Source organism: Hymenobacter ginkgonis (assembly GCF_009755225.1).
In the GTDB taxonomy this organism is placed as follows: Bacteria; Bacteroidota; Bacteroidia; order Cytophagales; family Hymenobacteraceae; genus Hymenobacter; species Hymenobacter ginkgonis.
The window spans coordinates 169282-188659 of the sequence record NZ_WQKZ01000001.1 but is presented as its reverse complement, the minus strand read 5'-3'; the positions used below and the strand labels follow the sequence as shown (position 1 = coordinate 188659).

The following is a 19378-nucleotide window of genomic DNA, read 5'->3' as shown; positions in this document are numbered from 1 at the left end:
CTTGGGCCTTACCCCCTGCTACTCCACATGGAACAGCACCTTCACGGCCGTCACGAAGAAGTTGACCCCAATCGCCAGCGTCAAAAAGCCCATAATGCGGGCCAGCGCTGCCATACCGGGCCGGCCCATCAGGCGCGTGAGCCGCAGCGACGACACCAGAATAACGAAGGCCGCCAGCGCCACCAGCGCAAACCCCAGCACGGTCAGGGCCTTGTCGGCATACGTGGGCCGGATGAGGCCAATGCATAGCGCCATCGAGCCTGGCCCCGAGAGCATGGGCATGGCGAGCGGCGTAAAGCTGATGTCGTCTTTTTGCATGCTTTCTTCGAGGGCATCGGGGCCCACGCGGTCGCGATTAGCGCCCGGCGTCAGCAGCTCGAAAGCCGAGCGCATGAGCAGGATGCCGCCCGCAATGCGCAAATGCTGAATGTTGATGCCAAAGAAGTTAAGAATATATTGCCCCCCAAAAAATGCCACTGACAAAATAGCCACCATGTACACGCAGGCTCGCAAGGCAGTAGCCGTGCGCGCGCGGTTGCTGTCGTCGCTGGTCATGGTCAGAAAAACCGGCATGGCCCCAAAGGGATTAACCACCGAAAACAACGTCGTGAACGTAGCGAGCAAAACTTCCATGCCCAAAGGTAAGGCGGGGTAGCAAGGCCGAAAGTAACTGCCTAAAAAAGCTACTTTTACTCGCCTGGCTGGCTCGTGGCTCGCCGAATAAGCGCGGCCGTAGTTTACCCATCCCCCTGCCTACTTTTGCTTGCGTGTCCACTTTTTATTTATTGCTGCACGGCCTAGGGCTGCTGCTGAGTGGGGCCGGGCTGCTAGCAACCCTACTCCCACTGCTTCGCCAAACTGCCTGGTGGATTCGCGTTTTCGACTTTCCTCGCCTCCAGATTGTGGCCGGGCTGCTGCTGAGCTTGTTGCTGCTGGCTGTGCCTACCCCCTCCCTCACGGCCACCCAAACCTTGGCCCTGTGCTTGGCAGTACTGGCCGCCGTGGCCTACCAGGCCACCCGCATCTGGCCCTACACGCCCCTGCACCGCAAGCAGGTGAAAGACAGCCAGCGCCCCGCCACCGACGACGCCAATCATGTCAGCATTTTAGTCACCAACGTGCTGATGTACAACCGCGATGCGTCGCGTTGCCTGGGGCTCATTCGCGAGTTTCGGCCCGATGTGGTACTAGCTGTCGAAACCGATGACTGGTGGCTGAGCCAGCTCGCGGGTATCACAAAAGACTACCCCTACACTTGCCACGCTCCACTGCCCAACACCTACGGCATGCTGGTATTTTCGCGCCTGCCGCTGGTCGATTTTGAGATTCGCTACCTGCTCGACGCCGATATCCCGTCCTTCCACGGGCGGGTGGTGCTGCGCAATGGGGTGCAGGCCGCGCTGCACTTTGTGCACCCTAAGCCGCCTGCCCCGCAGGAGGCCAAAACCAGCACCCGGCGCGATGCCGAATTGCTGCTGGTCGGCCGCGCCATTCAGCACCACGATGGGCCTACCATCGTGGCCGGCGACCTCAACGATGTGGCGTGGTCGCATACTTCAGAGTTGTTTCGGCGGCTGGCGCGGCTCCTCGACCCACGCATCGGGCGCGGGCTGCTGCCTACCTTCCACGCCGACTATAAGCTGCTGCGTTGGCCCCTCGACCACGTGTTTCATTCGGCGCATTTTCGCTTGCAGCGCATCGAGCGGTTGTCCCACATCGGCTCCGACCACTACCCCATCTACCTACGCCTAAGCTACGAGCCTCAGGGCTGGCAAGAACAAGAGCAAGAGTTAGAAACCCCTAACGCCGAAGACCGCCTCGAAGCCAGCGAGAAAATCCACCAAGCTGCCGTAGAAGAGCCTGCTTAGCGCACTGAGCTGAATACTGAGCCACCTAATAGACTTGCACGGTTTTACTCACAAAAAACGCCTGGCGCTACCGCCAGGCGTTTTTGTATAAATAGGGAAGGCAGGATATAGTAGAGATAATAGTGCTTGAATATTATAGGTTAGGGGCGCGCTTTGGGGTAGGGCGCGCTTCGGCAGTGGCGGTACTCGTGGAGGGGCGCCGCCGAATGAGGCTGCTAAGGCGGCCCTTGGGCGTGCGCATCGTGGGCCGAATCCGCAGCGTTACCCGCTCGCGGCGCAGTTCGCCAAAGCCTAGCGCAAAGTTGCGCAAAGCCGGCATGGCGTCGTTGCCGAGCAGCTTGTAGGTGTTCATCGCAAACGAGAGCGGGATAGTTACGGAGTCGCGCGCAGGCAGCTCGACGTTGGTGGCAAGGCGGCCGGCGCCCAGCACTTTGCCGTCTACTAGCACCGTATAGTCGAAGCCCGTAAGGGCGGTTTCCTCCAGATTAGGGTTGTAGGCGCTGAGCTTAAGGCTCATTTTCAGGGGCAAGTCGCGGTTCACGTAGCCGGTAATCAGCTGGTTGCGGCGGGGTAGGTCCACGTCGGCAGGCTGGTGCAGCGGCAGCACATCGAGCGAGCCCAAGCTAGCCGCATCAATAGCCCGCACCCGAAACCGGGGCTCTAGGTTAACGGCTCCTTCCTGGCGGGTTTCGCGCAGGGTGCAGCTCGTGCCAAGCATCAAGCCAAGTAGGGGTAGCAAACAAATAAGACGGCGAATAAATAGCATAGCAGTGTTTATTAGCCGACCTACGAAGTGTTTCAACTAACCGATGGGCAAAGCAAGAAATAAAAACCGTGCCGGGAACTGATTTTTCGCTGAACAAGCGACGCGACCGGTTGTAACCAACACTTTCCACTGCGGAAAAATTGTGGTCGTGGTATTATTTCTTTTTCTGTTGAGGTTATTTCCAGATGAGGCAGCTAGTTGCTACCTACTCTAGCTCACCATCAAAGTGGTTGATAAATTAGAGGTCGACTCAAATAAGCAATAATTAGTAATTATTAAGCAAGTTATACAAAATACTTTCACCAACCCTACCACCTCCTAAGCATTGTTCAAAAATAAAATTACTCAACAGTAGCAATAAGGCCTAAAATCGTGATTTTATCATGCAAATTGACTTATTAATTTTTATAATACAACGGTTTATAAACCATGTGCAAACTTATTTTTTTCATATAAAATAAAAATAGTAAGCTGCTAGTTATTGGCTATCTATTTTCTTATAACACCTTATCTCCAGGCCTACATAAAGCAGTTGTTGCCTGCTGGCGCTAACCTAGCTGGTCCCCGGCAAGCAAGGCAGGTTGTGCTGTGGCCTGCGCTGGTAAGCTTCACCTACTAAAGCTGGTTAGGATTGGCTAGGGCCGCACGGGCTCGAATATCATCTGCCGAATCGTTGTTTCATACGTCAGGTATTGGCCCGGTAGGCGGCGCTCCTCCACAGCGCAATAGTGCACCATTAAGTGGCCTTGGGCATCGATGCCCGTTTGCATAATACCGCCGCCGCTTTTCAGCAGCCCGTGCAGCAGTAGGTAGCGCTGGTTTACTAGCTCATAGTTGCGCTGCATGGCTTGCGGCCCCGCTACCTGGCCCGGCTGCTGCGCTAGCAGCTTGAATTTCTTATCCGTAAACTCGGCATCTACCCCCGCTGGTATATCGATTGCGCGAGCGCTCCGGTAGAATCGCTGGTCGGCCACCCGAAAGGAATCGCGGTGCACCACTAGCCGGTGCGCCACGCCGTGCCACTGCCCCAGCAGGCGGCGTGGGTCGGCTACGCGCAAGGCCGTGTCGAGCTGGGCGTGCGGCCGGGCCGAGGGCTGGACGGTCCACACCCGTACGCCATCGGGGCGCACGTAGCCTAGGCCTACTTGGGTGCGGCGCAAGGTCGGCGTTAGCAGGCGCTCGTAGGTGGCATAGGCTTGCTCCCACTGGGTGGCGGGCAACAATTGGGGTAGGGCCGTTGCATAAATAGCCGGAAACCGGCTGGTATCAACTGCTGCTCCGGGCCTCGGCAACGCTAGTAGGGGTAGGGCATCCGCCCCTGCCTGGGCCGGCTTATCCTGAGCAGCAGTAACCAGCGCTACGCCCAGCAACATGGCTAGTAGCCCCACCTTTTGGCGCATTTGCACACCTATTTTCATGGGCGCAAGCTAAACAAAAAAGGGCCAAAAGCATCAGCTTTCGGCCCTTTTTCACGTCCACAAAATCTATGAAATCCGTGGTCTATTTACCATCCACTTCTTCGTAGTCAACGTCCGTTACGTGGTCGCCGGCTGGCTGGCCCTGGCCGTTCGGCTGGCCTTGGCCATCGGCGCCGGGGAAACCTTGGCCGCCGGGCTGGCCACCTTGGGCACCAGCCGCCGCGTACATTTCCTGCGAAGCAGCTTCCCACGCCTTGTTCAGCGCAGCCACGCCAGCGTCGATGCTGTTGAGGTCTTTGCTTTCGTGCGCTTTCTTGAGGTCGGCGAGGGCGCCTTCTACGGCGGTTTTGTTGCCGTCGCTTAGCTTGTCGCCAAACTCCTTGAGTTGCTTCTCAGTCTGAAAAATGAGCGAGTCAGCGTCGTTCACCTTCTTAATGCGCTCAGCTTCAGCTTTGTCGGCGTCGGCGTTGGCAGTAGCCTCGTTGCGCATGCGCTCGATGTCCTGCTCCGAAAGGCCCGAGCTAGCTTCGATGCGAATTTTTTGCTCTTTGCCGGTGCCTTTGTCCTTCGCCGTTACGTTCAGGATGCCGTTGGCGTCGATGTCGAACGTTACCTCAATTTGCGGTACGCCGCGGGGTGCGGGCGGAATGCTGTCGAGGTGAAACTTGCCGATGGTGCGGTTTTGGCCGGCCAGTGGGCGCTCGCCTTGCAGCACGTGGATTTCTACCGAAGGCTGCGAGTCCGAAGCCGTCGAGAAGGTTTCCGATTTCTTGGTCGGGATAGTGGTATTCGACTCGATGAGTTTGGTCATCACGCCGCCCATCGTCTCAATGCCCAGCGAGAGCGGGGTTACGTCGAGCAGCAGCACGTCTTTTACTTCGCCGGTGAGCACACCGCCTTGGATAGCCGCGCCGATGGCCACTACTTCGTCGGGGTTTACACCTTTCGAAGGCTTCTTGCCGAAGAACTTCTCTACCTCTTCCTGGATGCGCGGAATGCGGGTCGAACCACCTACGAGGATAACCTCGTCGATTTGCGAGGCCGACAAGCCAGCATCTTGGAGCGCTTTTTTGCAGGGCTCCATCGAACGGCGCACCAGCTCATCGCTCAATTGCTCAAACTTGGCCCGGCTCAGTTTTACTACTAAGTGCTTAGGGCCCGAGGCGGTAGCCGTGATGTAAGGCAGGTTGATTTCGGTCTCGTTTGAGCTCGAAAGCTCTACTTTAGCCTTTTCAGCGGCTTCTTTCAAGCGCTGGAGGGCCATGGGGTCATTGCGCAGGTCGAGGCCTTCATTTTCCGACTTAAACTGGTCGGCCAGGAAGTTGATAATAACTTGGTCGAAGTCGTCACCGCCCAAGTGCGTATCCCCGTTGGTGCTCAGTACTTCAAACACGCCATCGCCCAGCTCGAGGATGGAAATATCGAACGTACCGCCACCGAGGTCATACACAGCGATTTTCTGGTCTTTATGCTTCTTGTCGAGGCCGTAGGCCAAAGCAGCGGCCGTAGGCTCGTTGATAATGCGTTTTACATCGAGGCCCGCAATGGCACCGGCTTCTTTCGTAGCCTGGCGCTGGGCGTCGTTGAAGTAAGCCGGCACCGTGATAACGGCTTCGGTCACAGTCGTACCGAGGTAGTCTTCGGCCGTCTGCTTCATTTTTTGCAGCACCATCGCCGAGATTTCCTGCGGCGTGTAGTTGCGGTCGCCAATTTTAACGGCCACCGTATTGTTGGGGCCGGGCACTACGTCGTAGGCCACGTACTTGCTTTCGGCAGTCACCTCATTGAAGTGGCGGCCCATAAAGCGCTTGATGCTGGCAATGGTATTTTTGGGGTTGGTAACGGCCTGGCGCTTAGCCGGGTCGCCCACCTTGCGCTCGCCCTTGCCGTTGTCTAGGAAAGCGACAATCGACGGGGTAGTGCGGCGGCCCTCGGAGTTGGGGATAACGACCGGCTCGTTGCCTTCCATTACAGCGACGCACGAGTTGGTAGTGCCTAAGTCAATACCGATGATTTTGCCCATGATACTAGGGTGATGAAGTTTAAAAGTAAGGAGGTGTTCGGGTTGGGGTAGCAGCTAGGCGCCGCTGCTGGCTTACTTACAAGGGCCGTACCAGCCGCATTTTTCTGCCAGAATGGCGGGGGCTACCCCCCCTTTGGTGGCGCACCTGCCAGCCCGGCGGCGCCTGGCACCGCAAGCGGGGGGTAGGCCTGCCGTAGTAGCAGGTTGGCGGCAACAGCGTGTGGATAGCCTGAGCCAGAAAAACCAACAGTTTAGCAAGGATTGCACTGTTTTTATAACAAAAACGCGCTTAAGGTGGGGTTTATCTATTTACTTTGCTAGGAAATATTCAACTAAACTTCATAATTTACAATTTTTTACTTTTTAAATGAAGAAACTTCTTCTCGTAGCCTTGGCAGCACTCACCCTGACGACTGCTTGCAAAAAAAATGATGACAGCACGCCTACCCCGGCGGTGTCCACAACCATGCAGGTATCAAGCAGCCTGACGGGCGCCCAAGAGATTCCGGCCGTTACCACGTCGGCCACCGGTGCCATGACGGGCACCTACGACACGAGCACGCGGGTACTCACCTATGCTGTTACGTACGCGGGGTTATCGTCGGCTCCTACGGGCGGGCACTTGCACTTGGGTGGCCCCACGGTGGCCAGCGGCCCGGTGTCTATTGCGTTCACCAACGTGGCTACGTCGCCCATCACGGGCACCGTTACGCTGAGCACCACGCAGGCTGATGCGCTACTAGCCAGCGGCGGCGGCATGTACGTGAACCTGCACACGACGGCCAATGGCAACGGTGAAATCCGGGGCAACGTGGTGGTGAAATAACCACGGCAGTCCGCTCATTCTACCTGGTTACCGAGCCGGTCGCTACCCCAGCGGCCGGCTCGTTGCGTTTTAATCTGGGTCGGGGGTAGCAACTTTGAGGCGGGGTAGGGCGTCCTTGCCCTCACGTACCCGACTTTTCCGATTTTTCGCTTACTCATGAAGTTTTTTTCTGCCGCGTTGCCGGGCTGCCTGTTGCTCGCCCTAACGGCTCAGGCCCAGGCTCCTACTACCCCCACCGCCGCGCCCGACTCGCCCTACCGGCCATCCTCTACCAAGGTCAGCGACCTGGTGCACACCAAGCTGGCCGTACGCTTCGACTACGCCAAGCACTACCTCTACGGCCAGGAATGGGTAACGCTGAAGCCCCACGCCTACGCCACCGATTCGCTGCGCCTCGATGCCAAGGGCATGGATATCAAAACGGTAGCCATGATGAGCGGCGGTGCCCAGCAGCCGCTCAAATACGACTACTCGGATAAAATGAACCTGCGCATCAACCTGGGCCGCAGCTTTAAGCCTGACGAGGAATACGTTATTTATATCGAGTACACCTCGAAGCCCGACGAACTGAAGGTGCAGGGCTCGGCCGCCATCACGGATGCCAAGGGCCTGTATTTCATCAACCCCGACAGCACCGTGAAGGGCAAGCCGGTGCAGGTGTGGACGCAGGGCGAAACGGAAGGCTCGTCGGCCTGGTTTCCGACCATCGACCGGCCCAACCAGAAGACGACCGAGGAAATCGCTATGACGGTGCCGGCCAAGTACACCACCCTCAGCAACGGCCGCCTCGTGAGCCAGACGCCCGCCGGCCCTGGCCTGCGCACCGACACCTGGAAAATGGAGCTCGCCCACTCGCCCTACCTGTTTATGATGGCGGTAGGCGATTTCAAAATCTACAAGGACACCTGGCGCAATAAGGAAGTTAATTATTACCTGGAGCCCAAGTACGCGCCCTTTGCCAAGCAGATTTTTGGCAACACGCCCGACATGCTGGAGTTTTTCAGCCAGCGCCTGGGCGTCGAATATCCGTGGAATAAATACGCCCAGATTGTGGCCCGCGACTACGTGAGCGGCGCCATGGAAAACACCAGCGCCACGCTGCACGGCGAGCAGGTGCAACTGACGGACCGCGAGTTGCTAGACCGCGAATACTCGGGCGAGTCGGTGATTGCGCACGAGCTATTTCACCAGTGGTTTGGCGACTACGTGACGGCCGAATCGTGGTCGAACATCACCGTGAATGAGTCGATGGCCGACTTTTCGGAGGCGCTCTACGCCCAGCACAAGTACGGCCAAGACGCCGCCGATGCCCACAACTACCGCTACTTGCGTGCTTACCTGGCCAGCCCCCGCGACGCGGGCAAAAACCTGGTGCGCTTCCACTACAACAGCCAAGAGGACGTATTCGACCTAGTGAGCTACCAGAAAGGCGGCGCCATTGTGCAGATGCTCCGCACCTACTTGGGCGACGATGTATTCTTCGCGGGCTTGCAGAAGTATTTGACTGACAATAAATTCGGCAACGGCGAAGCCCACCAGATGCGCCTGGCCATGGAAGCTGTATCGGGCCAAGACCTGAACTGGTTCTACAACCAGTGGTACTTCAACAGCGGCCACCCGGTAGTGACGATTGACTACGGCTGGGACGCGGGCACCAAAACCCAGAGCGTTACCATCAAGCAGACGCAGGCGGGCCAGGTATTTCAGTTGCCGCTGGCCATCGACTATTATGTGAATGGCAAAGCCCAGCGCCAGCGCGTGACCATGACGCAGGCTACGCAAACGTTCTCCCTACCCCTCGCCACCCGGCCGACGCTGGTAAACGTGGACGCCGAGAAATTCACGCTCTGGCAAAAAACCGACAACAAGCCGCTGGCCGAGTACCTATATCAGTACAGCCACGCGCCGCTATTTGTGGACCGCCGCGAGGCCGTGGATGCTGCCCTGGCCCAGCAGACGACTAATCCCGCCGCCCGCGCCGTAGTGCTGGCAGCCCTCAAAGACAAGTATTACCAACTGCGCATTACGGCCATTCAGGGCCTGAAGCTGGATAACAAGGACGTGGCCAAGGCCGCGGCGCCCATCTTACGGCAGCTAGCCACTACCGAAACTGAAAACCACGTGCGCGCCGCGGCTTTGGTAGCCTTAGGGATGCTCAAAGACAAAAAGGACGAGAAAGTGCTGACGGCCGCCCTCAGCAGCCAGTCGTACGGGGTGCAGGGCGCAGCTTTGCAAGCCCTGGGCGAAATCAGCCCGGCTGCGGCGCTGGCGCGCGCTAAGACGTTTGAGCCCGATGCACACTTGGCACCGGCCATCACGGCCACGTATGCCCGCCAGGGTGGCGCCGCGCAGTGGCCCTACGTGCGCACTGCTTACGATGCCGCCTCGGGCCGCAGCCGCTACGGCCTGATGCAGCCGATGCTGGCAATGCTGAACCGACTCGACGACCCCACTGCCTTTGCCGAAGATGTGGACCGCCTCCAGAAGCTGGCTTCCTCCTCGCAGTTTAAGGCGCGCGGCATGGACAAAGGCATTGTAGCTGCCCTGCAAAATGTGTCCGCGGCCCAAAGCGGCAAGCCCAACGCCGCCCAAAACCAAGCGACTATAGCGGCGGCCGTGCAGGCTATTCAGGCCGCCAAGTAGGGGCAGGGAAGGCAAGGCCGTTTGTATTAAAAAGAACGTCTTGCTGGGCAAAGCGAAGCATCTCGCTCGGGTCGTTAGAACAGTATTCTAGCGATTTGATTGAGATGCTTCGCTTTGCCCAGCAGGACGTTCTTTTTTGGTTTTGCTAGTTGTTCGGCTTAGGCTGTGCCAAAAAAGCTGGACGCTACGTTGAACCATTCCCGCGGGTTGCGTGTCGGGATACCTATGCGCAAGACCACTCCGCTGGTGCTGGCGGCCCTGCTCGCAGGCCACCTCACCCCCGCCCTGGCCCAAAACACGCCGGAAGAAAACAACGACAACGCCGACGCGCCCTTTGTGCAGCACGTGCGGCCCGACCGGCCCGGCCAGACCATCACGGCCGGGGTGCTGCGGCCGGGTCAGTTTCAGCTCGAAACCGGCTGGCAGCGCTACTCGTCTGGCGGGGGGGTAGGGCTTAGCAGCACTGCGGCGCTGCTACGCATCGGGTTCTTCAACAGCATGGAGTTTCGAGTAAGCCAGGGCTACGTGTTTGGTACGCCGGGCCTACCCCAGCTAAGCGGCGAGAGCCCCACGTTGCGCCCCGATTCGGTGGGCTGGGCGCCGCTCACCGTAGGCACCAAGCTGATGCTAACCCCCGACCGGGCTAGCCGCTTCCAAGTTGCCCTTTTGGCTGAAGTGGCCCTCCCCCACACCGGCACCAATGGCCTGCGCCGCAGCACCTGGGCCCCTGGCGGGCGCCTGCTGGTGAGCCAGCAGCTAGGCCGCCGAGCCGCCCTAGAGGGCAACTTTGGCTTTAGCCAGCAGGGCCTCACCATGGCCGATGCCTTGCGCGGCCAATACCTTGGCTCGCTGGCCCTTACAGCTCCCCTCACCGATAAATCTGGCTACTTTGTGGAGGCCTACGGCCGGGGCCGCGACCAGCTAACTACCGGCGGCACGGCTGGCCTCTACTACCGCCCCTGGACCGGCCTGCGCTTCGATGCCACGGTGGGCAAGGTGCTGGGCGGTGTGCAGGCCGGGGCTACTACAGTGGGGGTAGGGCTGGCTTTCCGGGTGGGCGGCAACTAATTTCACTTAATTACCAAGCTTAAGTACAGGTATATAGCTCGGCTCGGCAAGGAGAATAACGCAGCTTGGCCGTTGACTTAAATAATTTTCAGGTTAATTTCTGCTACTCTAGGCCGGCTCGCAACGTATAGTAGCGGACCGGCCTTTTTAGAAACAGCTATTACCTATGCGCTCCCTTTTTTTTGCTCTTCCTTGTCTGTTACTAGTTGGTGCCGCGTGCCAGCGCACCACCGAGCGCGGTAACTCGGCCCCGATGGTTAGCTCCATTACACCCGATGCGCCGCTGCGCGAAACCCGTTGGGTACTGCGGCAGCTAGCTGGCCAGCCCGTGCCCGCCGTAGAGCCCAATGGCCAAGAACCTTTTCTGCGCATTACTGGCGCGGGCACGGCCGAGGGCCAAGGTAGCTGCAACCATTTTCGGGGTGGCCTAAAGCCAGTTACCAACGACGGTGAGCTGCAATTTGGCCCGCTGCTGAGCACGCGCATGGCCTGCCCAGGCCTGGAAACTGAGCAGAAGTTTACACAAGCCCTAGACTCTACACGTGCCTACCGAGTAGCGGGCAATACGCTGCTGCTCTATGCCGATGCCGAACGCACTGGCACGCCACTGGCGCAGCTAGAGGCCGTGTATTTGCGCTAAGCTACTTTTCGGGGGCTACGCGGGTGGGCGTTTGCGTGCCCGCCACAATACCTTGTGCACTGCGGGCAATGGCCGAAATAACGGCTGTCATATTCTTGACGTCCAGGCTGCTTACTTCGTCATCGACACTGTGGTAGAGTTTATCGGTCGGAATTTGGTCGGTACTGATGGTATGCGCTGGCACGCCCAGCCGGGCCAGGGTAGCATTGTCGGAGCGGTAGAAAAGGTTTTGCTCGGGATACGGGTCAGGCTCGAATCTAAATTCGGTCCCCTTTAGATTGGCTTGTAGCAGCGAGCCAAAATCGGATTTCTCATACCCCGTGATGAACGCCGTGTTGGGGCCAAACTTGGCGGGCTTGCCAATCATCTCGATATTAAACATGGCCGTCAGCTGCTTGGGGTCGAGTTGCTGCGAGAAGTAGCGTGCACCAAAACCACCGATTTCCTCCGCCGTAAAGGCCACAAAAATTAGCGGGCGGGCATTATCGCGGCGCTTCTTAAAATACTCGGCTAGCGCCACTACCGCCGTAGTGCCGCTGGCATCGTCGTCGGCCCCGTTGGCAATAGAATCGCCATTTACTACCGGCTTGATAATGCCCAAATGGTCGTAGTGGCCCGAAAAAATGACTTTTTCGGCGGCGCGTGCCTTGTCTCGGCCGGGCAGGTAGCCCACCACGTTGCGCAGCGTTATGGATTTGGTGGCCGCGCTGGCCACCACCTGAAACGTTGGGCTGGGTGGTACCGGCGCACTGGCCAGCACCAACACGCTCGCGTAGGGGCTACCCCCCTGCTCGGCCCGCAGCTGCGGCTCTTTAAACCGGCTAGCCAACGACTGAAAAGCCGTGGCCTGCGCGGGGTCAAACACGACCAGCGTATTCTTAGTGGGCCGAAAAATCTCTCGGTAATGCGCCTGCACCTTATCCTGCGAGCCCAGCAGCAGCACGTGCACGCTGTCTTTCTCAGTCCAGTTCAGCTGCGGCTGCGTGGTAAGGGCTACGGCGCGGCCCGCGGGTACGGCGGCGCCATTCAGCGTTACGGCCAGGCTTGTCACCGCCGATTGGTAGGCCGGAAACTCCTGCATGAAGCCCGTGGCACCGGGCAGCGGCTGCAAGCCAATGCGCGTGAACTCGCCAGCCAGAAATTCGGCGGCCTTCAATTGGCCGGGCTGGGCGGTAGCGCGGCCCTGCATATCGTCGGCCGCCAGGGTCGTGAGCACCCGCTCCACCGTGGCGCCCGAAACGGCCGCTTTGGTTTGGGCAATTGCAGGCGCGGCGCTGGTTAGCAGCGCGCACGCCATCCATAAAATACGCATAGAGAAATTTCTTAGTACCGTCAAACGTCGTTTTTCTACCCCCCTACCCCACCGTCAGCACTAAGTCGTCGGCTTGCACCCGGGTGCCCTCGCCGAGTGTGATGCTGGCCACCGTGAGGTCTTCGGGCGCCGTAACGGTGGTTTCCATTTTCATAGCCTCGATAACGAACAGCGGCGCATTGCGTGGCACCTGCTGGCCGGGTTGTACCAGCATTTTGCTAAGTAAGCCTTGCAGCGGGGCCGCAATTTGCTTGGTGTTGGCGCGGTCGGCTTTGGCATTGTGCACCGTTTTAACGGCCACGCTTTGGTCGCGCACTTCGAGGTTGCGGGTTTGGCCGTTGAGCGCGAAGAACATCGTGCGCATTCCCTCCTCATTCACCGGGCCGATGGACTGGAGCCGGATAATAATCGACTTGCCGCGCGCGATTTCAATGATGGTTTCCTCGCCCTCTTTTAACCCAAAGAAAAAGACGGGGGTAGGAATGCGGCTCACGTCGCCGTAGCTCTGCCGGAAGGCCCAGTAATCGGCGAACACCTTGGGGTAGAGCAGGCTAGAAAGCAAATCGGTGAACTGCGCGTAGGGGTGCGTTTTCTCAAATTCTGCCCATTCCTGGTCGAAATCAATGGGGGCGAGGTGCTCGCCTGGCCGGTCAGTGAATGGCTTTTCGTCGCGCAGCACGGCGTGCTGGATATCGGCCGGCCAGCCGCCCAGTGGCTGGCCAATATCACCGCGCAGCAGCTCGCGCACCGACTCGGGGAAGTTCAGCGTCTCGCCCTTGCTGATGACCTCCTCGGGCGTGAGGTCGTTAGAAACCATGAACAGCGACAAGTCGCCGACGACCTTAGACGAAGGCGTCACCTTCGGAATATCACCCAGTAACTGGTTGGCATCGTGAAAACGCTGCTTCACTTCCTCAAACTTGTCGAGCAAACCCAATGCCGCCGCCTGCGGCCGCAGGTTAGAATATTGCCCGCCCGGAATCTCGTGCTCGTACACTTCGGCGGTGCCCGCCAGCAGGCCCGATTCGAAGGGATAGTATTGCTCGCGCAGCGCCTCCCAGTAATCGCTAAACTGATTAAGGCTGGCCTGGTCGAACTCGCGGTGGCGCGGCGAGTGGCGCAGCATCTCAACCACCGCGTTAAAATTGGGCTGCGAAGTGAGGCCCGAAAGGCCGCCCAGCGCCACATCAATCACATTTACGCCCGCCTCCACGGCCTTGAGGTAGGTAGCAGCTTGCAGGCTGCTCGTGTCGTGGGTGTGCAGGTGAATGGGAATTTTGACGGTTTCGCGCAGGGCGGGTATCAGCTCGGCGGCGGCGTAGGGCTTCAGCAAACCCGCCATATCCTTGATGCAGAGGATATGCGCGCCGGCATCTTCGAGCTGCTTGGCCAGCGTGAGGTAATAAGCCAGGTTGTATTTGGGCCGGCTTGGGTCAAGAATATCGCCGGTGTAGCAGATGCTGCCTTCGGCGAGCCCCGGCGTTTGCTTGCGCACGAAATTGAGGCACGATTCCATGCCCTTCATCCAGTTGAGCGAATCGAAAATGCGGAAAATATCCACGCCTTTTTCGCTGGCCGTAGCCACAAATTTCTCCGTTAGGTTATCCGGATAAGCCTTGTAGCCTACCCCATTGGCCCCGCGAATGAGCATTTGCAGCAAGATATTGGGCACCGCCTCGCGCAGCCGCGTTAGCCGCGCCCACGGGTCTTCGTGCAGAAAACGTAGCGCTACGTCGAACGTGGCGCCGCCCCACACTTCGAGCGAGAATGTTTGGGGGTGCTGGCGGGCGTAGCGGCCGGCCACTTTCAGCATGTCGATGGTGCGCATACGCGTGGCCAGCAGGCTCTGGTGGGCGTCGCGCAGCGTGGTGTCGGTATAGTGAATGTACGGTTCCTGGCGCAGCCACTCGGCAAATTTTTCGGGCCCTAGGGCCTGCAGTTTTTGCTTGGTACCCTCGGCGGGGGGTAGGCTGAGGTCGGCGGCGGGCAGCGGCGCTTTGCGCACTTGGCGGCGCTCGTCCACGCGGCCGGCTACGTCGGGGTTGCCGTTCACCACAATCTCGCCGAGGTAGTTGAGAATGCGCGTGGCGCGGTCGAGCCGGGTTTTAAATTGCAGCAGCTCGGGATGGTCCTTGATGAAATCGACGGTTGCGTGGCCCGCCTGAAACTCGGGGTTACGCACGATATTCTGCAAAAATTGCATATTCGTTTTCACTCCCCGCACCCGAAACTCGTCGAGCGTGCGCAGCATTTTTTGGGCCGCACTGGCTAGCGTAGGCGCGTGCGCCGACACTTTCACCAGCAGCGAATCGAAAAACGGCGAAATAATGGCGCCCTGGTACACCGAGCCCTGGTCGAGCCGAATGCCAAAGCCGCCCGCCGAGCGGTAGGCCACAATGGTGCCGTAGTCGGGCTTGAAATCATTGGTTGCGTCCTCAGTAGTAATGCGGCACTGCACCGCCACGCCCATGCGCGGCACCACCACGTCGGGTCCCAAGCCGATTTCGGGCGATTCGAGGGGGTAGCCCGAGGCGATGAACAACTGCGTTTTAATCAAGTCGACGCCCGTAATCATCTCCGTTACGGTATGCTCGACTTGGATGCGGGGGTTGACCTCGATAAAGTAAATGCGGTCCAGCTCCGGATTTACTAAAAACTCGACCGTGCCCACGTTGTCGTAGCCTACCGCCCGGCCAATCTGCAAAGCGTAGCCGTAGAGGCGCTGGCGCAGCGACTCGGTAAGGTCCACGGCGGGCGCTACCTCCACTACTTTTTGGAAGCGCCGCTGCACCGAGCAATCGCGCTCATAAAGGTGCGTGAGGTGGCCGTGCTGGTCGCCCACCAGCTGCACTTCGATGTGCTTAGGCCGCTCCACAAATTTTTCCAGGAAAACGGTGTCGTCGCCAAAGGCGTTTTGCGCCTCACTGCGGGCTTCAAAAAAACCTTTTTCCAGCTGCTCATCGTCGCGGATGACGCGCATGCCCCTACCCCCCCCGCCCGAGGCCGCCTTCAGCATCACGGGGTAGCCGATGCGGTGCGCTTCGGCCAGTGCCACGTCGATGTCAGTTAGCTCATTTTCACTGCTTTCGATGAGCGGCACCTCGCACTTGAGGGCCACGGCCTTAGCGGCTACTTTGTCGCCGAGCGCTTCCATCACTTCGGGGCGCGGGCCCACAAAAATGATGTTTTCGGCGCGGCAACGCCGGGCCAGCTCGGCATTTTCGCTCAAAAACCCGTAGCCCGGATGAATGGCGTCGGCGCCATTTTCCTTGGCCAGCTTGATGATGCCCTCAATGTCCAGGTACGGCCGCAGCGGCTCGTCGTCGCGGCCAATCTGGTAGGCTTCATCGGCCTTGTAGCGGTGCAGCGAGTTACGGTCCTCGTAGGTGTAGAGGGCCATCGTGGGGATGCCTAACTCGCTGGCGGCGCGAAACACACGAATCGCTATTTCGCCGCGATTAGCAACGAGCAACTTGGTAATTTTCATACGAGTAGGGGTGGCAAGGGCGACAGACTAGCGGCTAAACTACGCCGCCTGTCCCAGCAACCCAAACCCTACCCCTCCCCTACTCTGCCACTGCAGCACCGGCCCAAGGCAACCGCGCCCGCACCTGCTGCAACCGGGCTGCCAAATCGGACAGGCCCGGCCGGTGCACACTACCCAAGTGGGTAGTAGCAAACTCCTTATGCGGCACATAGTTACCAGCCTCTACTGCCTGGCCTACTTGCTTGTACGCATCCCGAAATGGCACGCCGCTTTGAATGAGCTGATTAATATTTTCCACCGAAAAAATAGCATCGTACTTCGGCTGGTCTATCACACCGGACACTACTTTCAGGGCCGGCACGGCAAACAGCAGAATATCCAGAATATTGGCAAACTGCGTCATCGGCCGAAACAGTATCTCCTTCAAAATCTGGAAGTCGCGGTGGTAGCCGCTCGGCAGATTGCTAATGGTGAGCATAATATCGTTGGGTAGGGCTTGCAGGCGGTTGCAATGCGCGCGCACTAGCTCAAACACATCGGGGTTTTTCTTGTGCGGCATGATGCTGGAGCCCGTCGTGAATTCTTTCGGCAATTCCACAAACCCCAAATCCTGGCTATTGTATAGCACCAAGTCGTAAGCGAGTTTGGCTAATGTGCCCGCCACGCCCGCCATGGCAAATGCCAGAGTTTTCTCCGTTTTGCCACGCAGCATCTGCGCCCCTACCGCACTAATAGCGACGTTGGCAAAACCCATTTCGCGCGTCGTCTGCTCGCGGTCGATGCCAAAGCTGCTGCCAAAACCCGCACCCGAGCCCAACGGATTATGGTCGGCCACGGTATGCGCCGCCTCCAGCAGGCTCATATCGAGCAGCAAGTGTTCGGCATACGCCCCAAACCACAGCCCGAAACTGCTTGGCATTGCTGCCTGAAAATGCGTGTAGCCGGGCAACAAGTCGTTTTTATATTTCTCGCCCTGCTGCAATAATACCTCGGCTAATTCGAGAATTTTGGCGCCAATTTTTTCGGTATAATCCTTAATAAATAATTGAATTGCCGTCAAAACTTGGTCGTTGCGCGAGCGAGCAGTATGGATTTTTTTACCCGCATCGCCGAATTTATCGGTCAGGTAATATTCGATTTTTGAGTGCACGTCCTCAAACTCGGACTCAATCACAAAGGTGCCCTTTTCCACTTGCGCCAACAACTCGTCCAAGCCCGTCAGCAACTGGCTTTCTTCTTCCTTGGATAGTAGGCCGATACTAGCCAGCATTTTCGCCTGCGCCTTCGACGCTTGCATATCAAACTGCGCCAAATACAAGTCTAATTCGCGGTCTTGCCCAACGGTAAATTGCTCGATTTTATCGTTAACGGAAAAGCCTTTCTCCCAAATTTTCATAGCAAATAATTAAGGCTGCGATTTAAAAGTGAAATCGGTCAGCAGTTCAATATAATCCGCAATTCCACTGCGAATTTCGCTCAGTAAAATATACTCGTCCGGCGCGTGCGAACGAGCACTATCGCCGGGGCCCATTTTCAGCGTATCAAAGCGCATCAATGCTTGGTCAGATAGCGTGGGCGAGCCATAAGTAGTTTTACCCATTGCAACCGCCTTACGCACAATCGGATGCTCTAAATTGAGTCCTGATGATTGCAAATGCGTGGAGCGCGGCGTGATTTCAGCCTGCACATTTGCGCGTACCTCGGCAAGAATTTCCTCGTTCGAGTAGCATTCATTTGTACGAATATCAACCACGTAGCGGCACTCGTCGGGCACTACATTGTGCTGAGTGCCCGCGCTAATTTGCGTCACTGTCATTTTCACCGGGCCTAGCAACTCGGACACCTGCGGAAACTGGTACGTGCGCAGCCACGCCACATCGTCCAGTGCTTTGTAGAGCGCGTTTTCACCCTCGTTGCGCGCGGCGTGGCCGGTGCGGCCCCGCGCTACCCCATCAAGTACGAGCAAGCCTTTTTCAGCTACCGCGGCGTGCATACCAGTGGGTTCGCCCACGATACCAAGGTCAATTTTACCCAGTTTAGGCAGAATACTTTTGATGCCATACGCACCCGAAATTTCTTCCTCCGCCGTGACGGCGCAAATTAAATTATAGGCCGTAAGCCGGTTATAAAAATACCGAAATACGGCGAGCAAGCTCACGGCCGACGCCCCAGCATCGTTGCTGCCCAGGCCCGTTAATTTATCACCTTCCAACACTGCGCCGAATGGTGGATACGTCCAGGCAACGCCCGGCTTTACCGTGTCGTGGTGCGAATTGAGTAAGATAGTGGGTTTTTGTGGGTCAAAGTCGTTGCTGAGAGCCCACACATTATTGCCTTGGCGCTGCGCTGGGATAGCGTGTTGCGCCAAGAATTTTTCCAGCATATCAGCCGTACCCGATTCTTCCCGCGAAAATGATTGGATTTGAATTAATTGCTGCAACAAACCAATTGCATCTTCGCTCAACCGGTCAATTAATTCAGACATAAGACGGTGTGCAACGAACGCTGAATATGCAGTGCATGGCCAATAATTACGCGGCTAACACCTTGATGCAACGCAGCAAACGCATTTTCTAATTTAGGGAGCATTCCATCGGCAATAATTCCTTGCTGTTTTAACTCAGCGTAGCTGCTTGAATTAATTTCTTGAATTACCGAATTATCATCGTTCACATCGCGCAGTACCCCATTTTTTTCGAAGCAGTAATGCAGCGTTACTTCGTAAAAATCAGCCAGCGCCACTGCTACTGCCGAGGCGATGGTATCGGCATTGGTATTTAATAATTGACCGTGGCCGTCGTGAATAATAGGGCACAGCACGGGCGTGAGGTTAGCAGTTACGAGTTGCTGTATAAAGGTTGCGTTGACACTGGCCGGCGTTAAGTCGCCTACAAAACCATAGTCAACATCTTTCACAGGCCGCTTAATACCTTGAATAACATTGCCATCGGCACCGCTTAGGCCGAGGGCATTTACACCTAGGCGTTGCAGTTCGGCCACTACTTGCTTGTTGGTTTTGCCAGCATAGAACATGGTGACAATATCCAGCGTGGCGGCGTCCGTAACGCGGCGCCCGTTGATGAGTTGGGGGGTAAGGCCTAGCTCGCGCATCATCGTGCTGGCACCTTTGCCGCCACCATGCACCAAGATTTTAAGGCCGGTAGTTTGCGCCAGCAACTCCAGGAATTTGATTAATTCGGCCGTGTCGTCGATAATGCCGCCGCCAATTTTATATATAGTTAATGCAGGCTTGTTCATAATTTGTTCATCGCCAAGGCTACCTACCACCGCGAAAAAAAACACCTTTTCTATTGCAAGCAAAAGTAG

The 19378-nt window shown here is 57.6% G+C and carries 14 protein-coding genes; 5 read left to right on the top strand and 9 right to left on the bottom strand.

The annotated features are described in order from the left end of the window. Positions 1-18: 18 nt before the first annotated feature. Positions 19-633, bottom strand: coding sequence for a MarC family protein (locus GO988_RS00765; RefSeq protein ID WP_157561629.1), 615 nt, complete (start codon positions 631-633; stop codon positions 19-21). 134 nt (positions 634-767) lie between these two features. Here GO988_RS00765 and GO988_RS00760 point away from each other — a divergent pair, with 134 nt between their 5' ends. After that, positions 768-1868, top strand: coding sequence for an endonuclease/exonuclease/phosphatase family protein (locus GO988_RS00760; RefSeq protein WP_198172451.1), 1101 nt, complete (start codon positions 768-770; stop codon positions 1866-1868). A gap of 133 nt (positions 1869-2001) precedes the next feature. Here the strand turns inward: GO988_RS00760 and GO988_RS00755 are convergent, their stop codons facing one another. The 3 genes from GO988_RS00755 to dnaK form a co-directional block, all read right to left on the bottom strand. Further along, entirely contained in the window at positions 2002-2634 is a 633-nt protein-coding gene (locus tag GO988_RS00755) for an LEA type 2 family protein (protein ID WP_157561628.1), read from the bottom strand. Between the two features lie 635 nt (positions 2635-3269). Beyond that, the gene (locus tag GO988_RS00750) at positions 3270-4052 is read right to left on the bottom strand and encodes a hypothetical protein (RefSeq protein WP_157561627.1); all 783 of its coding nucleotides are present in this window, start codon (positions 4050-4052) and stop codon (positions 3270-3272) included. An 82-nt stretch (positions 4053-4134) separates the two neighbouring features. After that, positions 4135-6075, bottom strand: a complete 1941-nt coding sequence (dnaK, locus tag GO988_RS00745) for a molecular chaperone DnaK (protein ID WP_157561626.1) — start codon at positions 6073-6075, stop codon at positions 4135-4137. Between the two features lie 367 nt (positions 6076-6442). Between dnaK and GO988_RS00740 the strand changes: the two genes are divergently transcribed. The 4 genes from GO988_RS00740 (at position 6443) to GO988_RS00725 (ending at position 11252) form a co-directional block, all read left to right on the top strand. Then, positions 6443-6901: a CHRD domain-containing protein gene (locus GO988_RS00740; RefSeq protein WP_157561625.1), complete on the top strand. Its 459-nt coding sequence runs from the start codon at positions 6443-6445 to the stop codon at positions 6899-6901. Positions 6902-7057: 156 nt separating this feature from the next. Continuing rightward, positions 7058-9544 carry a M1 family aminopeptidase gene (locus tag GO988_RS00735; protein ID WP_157561624.1) on the top strand — a complete coding sequence of 829 codons (2487 nt, stop codon included), beginning with the start codon at positions 7058-7060 and terminating at the stop codon, positions 9542-9544. A 225-nt stretch (positions 9545-9769) separates the two neighbouring features. Next, complete coding sequence (locus GO988_RS00730; RefSeq protein ID WP_157561623.1) at positions 9770-10612, top strand: transporter; 843 nt, start codon at positions 9770-9772, stop codon at positions 10610-10612. A gap of 166 nt (positions 10613-10778) precedes the next feature. Continuing rightward, positions 10779-11252 carry an META domain-containing protein gene (locus tag GO988_RS00725; RefSeq protein ID WP_157561622.1) on the top strand — a complete coding sequence of 158 codons (474 nt, stop codon included), beginning with the start codon at positions 10779-10781 and terminating at the stop codon, positions 11250-11252. Between the two features lies 1 nt (position 11253). Here GO988_RS00725 and GO988_RS00720 read toward each other — a convergent pair whose 3' ends face one another. The 5 genes from GO988_RS00720 to argB all read right to left on the bottom strand — a co-directional run bounded on the left by GO988_RS00720 (position 11254) and on the right by argB (position 19309). Next, on the bottom strand, positions 11254-12564 hold the full coding sequence (locus GO988_RS00720; RefSeq protein WP_157561621.1) for a M20/M25/M40 family metallo-hydrolase: 1311 nt from the start codon (positions 12562-12564) through the stop codon (positions 11254-11256). A 43-nt stretch (positions 12565-12607) separates the two neighbouring features. Beyond that, on the bottom strand, positions 12608-16051 hold the full coding sequence (locus GO988_RS00715) for a pyruvate carboxylase (protein ID WP_157561620.1): 3444 nt from the start codon (positions 16049-16051) through the stop codon (positions 12608-12610). A gap of 79 nt (positions 16052-16130) precedes the next feature. Next, positions 16131-17447, bottom strand: a complete 1317-nt coding sequence (gene argH, locus GO988_RS00710; protein ID WP_157561619.1) for an argininosuccinate lyase — start codon at positions 17445-17447, stop codon at positions 16131-16133. Positions 17448-17456: 9 nt separating this feature from the next. After that, a complete protein-coding gene (locus GO988_RS00705; RefSeq protein ID WP_157561618.1) occupies positions 17457-18536 on the bottom strand; it encodes a M20 family metallo-hydrolase in 1080 nt (359 codons plus the stop codon). Beyond that, positions 18524-19309 carry an acetylglutamate kinase gene (gene argB / locus GO988_RS00700; RefSeq protein ID WP_157561617.1) on the bottom strand — a complete coding sequence of 262 codons (786 nt, stop codon included), beginning with the start codon at positions 19307-19309 and terminating at the stop codon, positions 18524-18526. The genes GO988_RS00705 and argB overlap by 13 nt, the downstream gene beginning before the upstream one ends. Between the last annotated feature and the right edge of the window lie 69 nt (positions 19310-19378).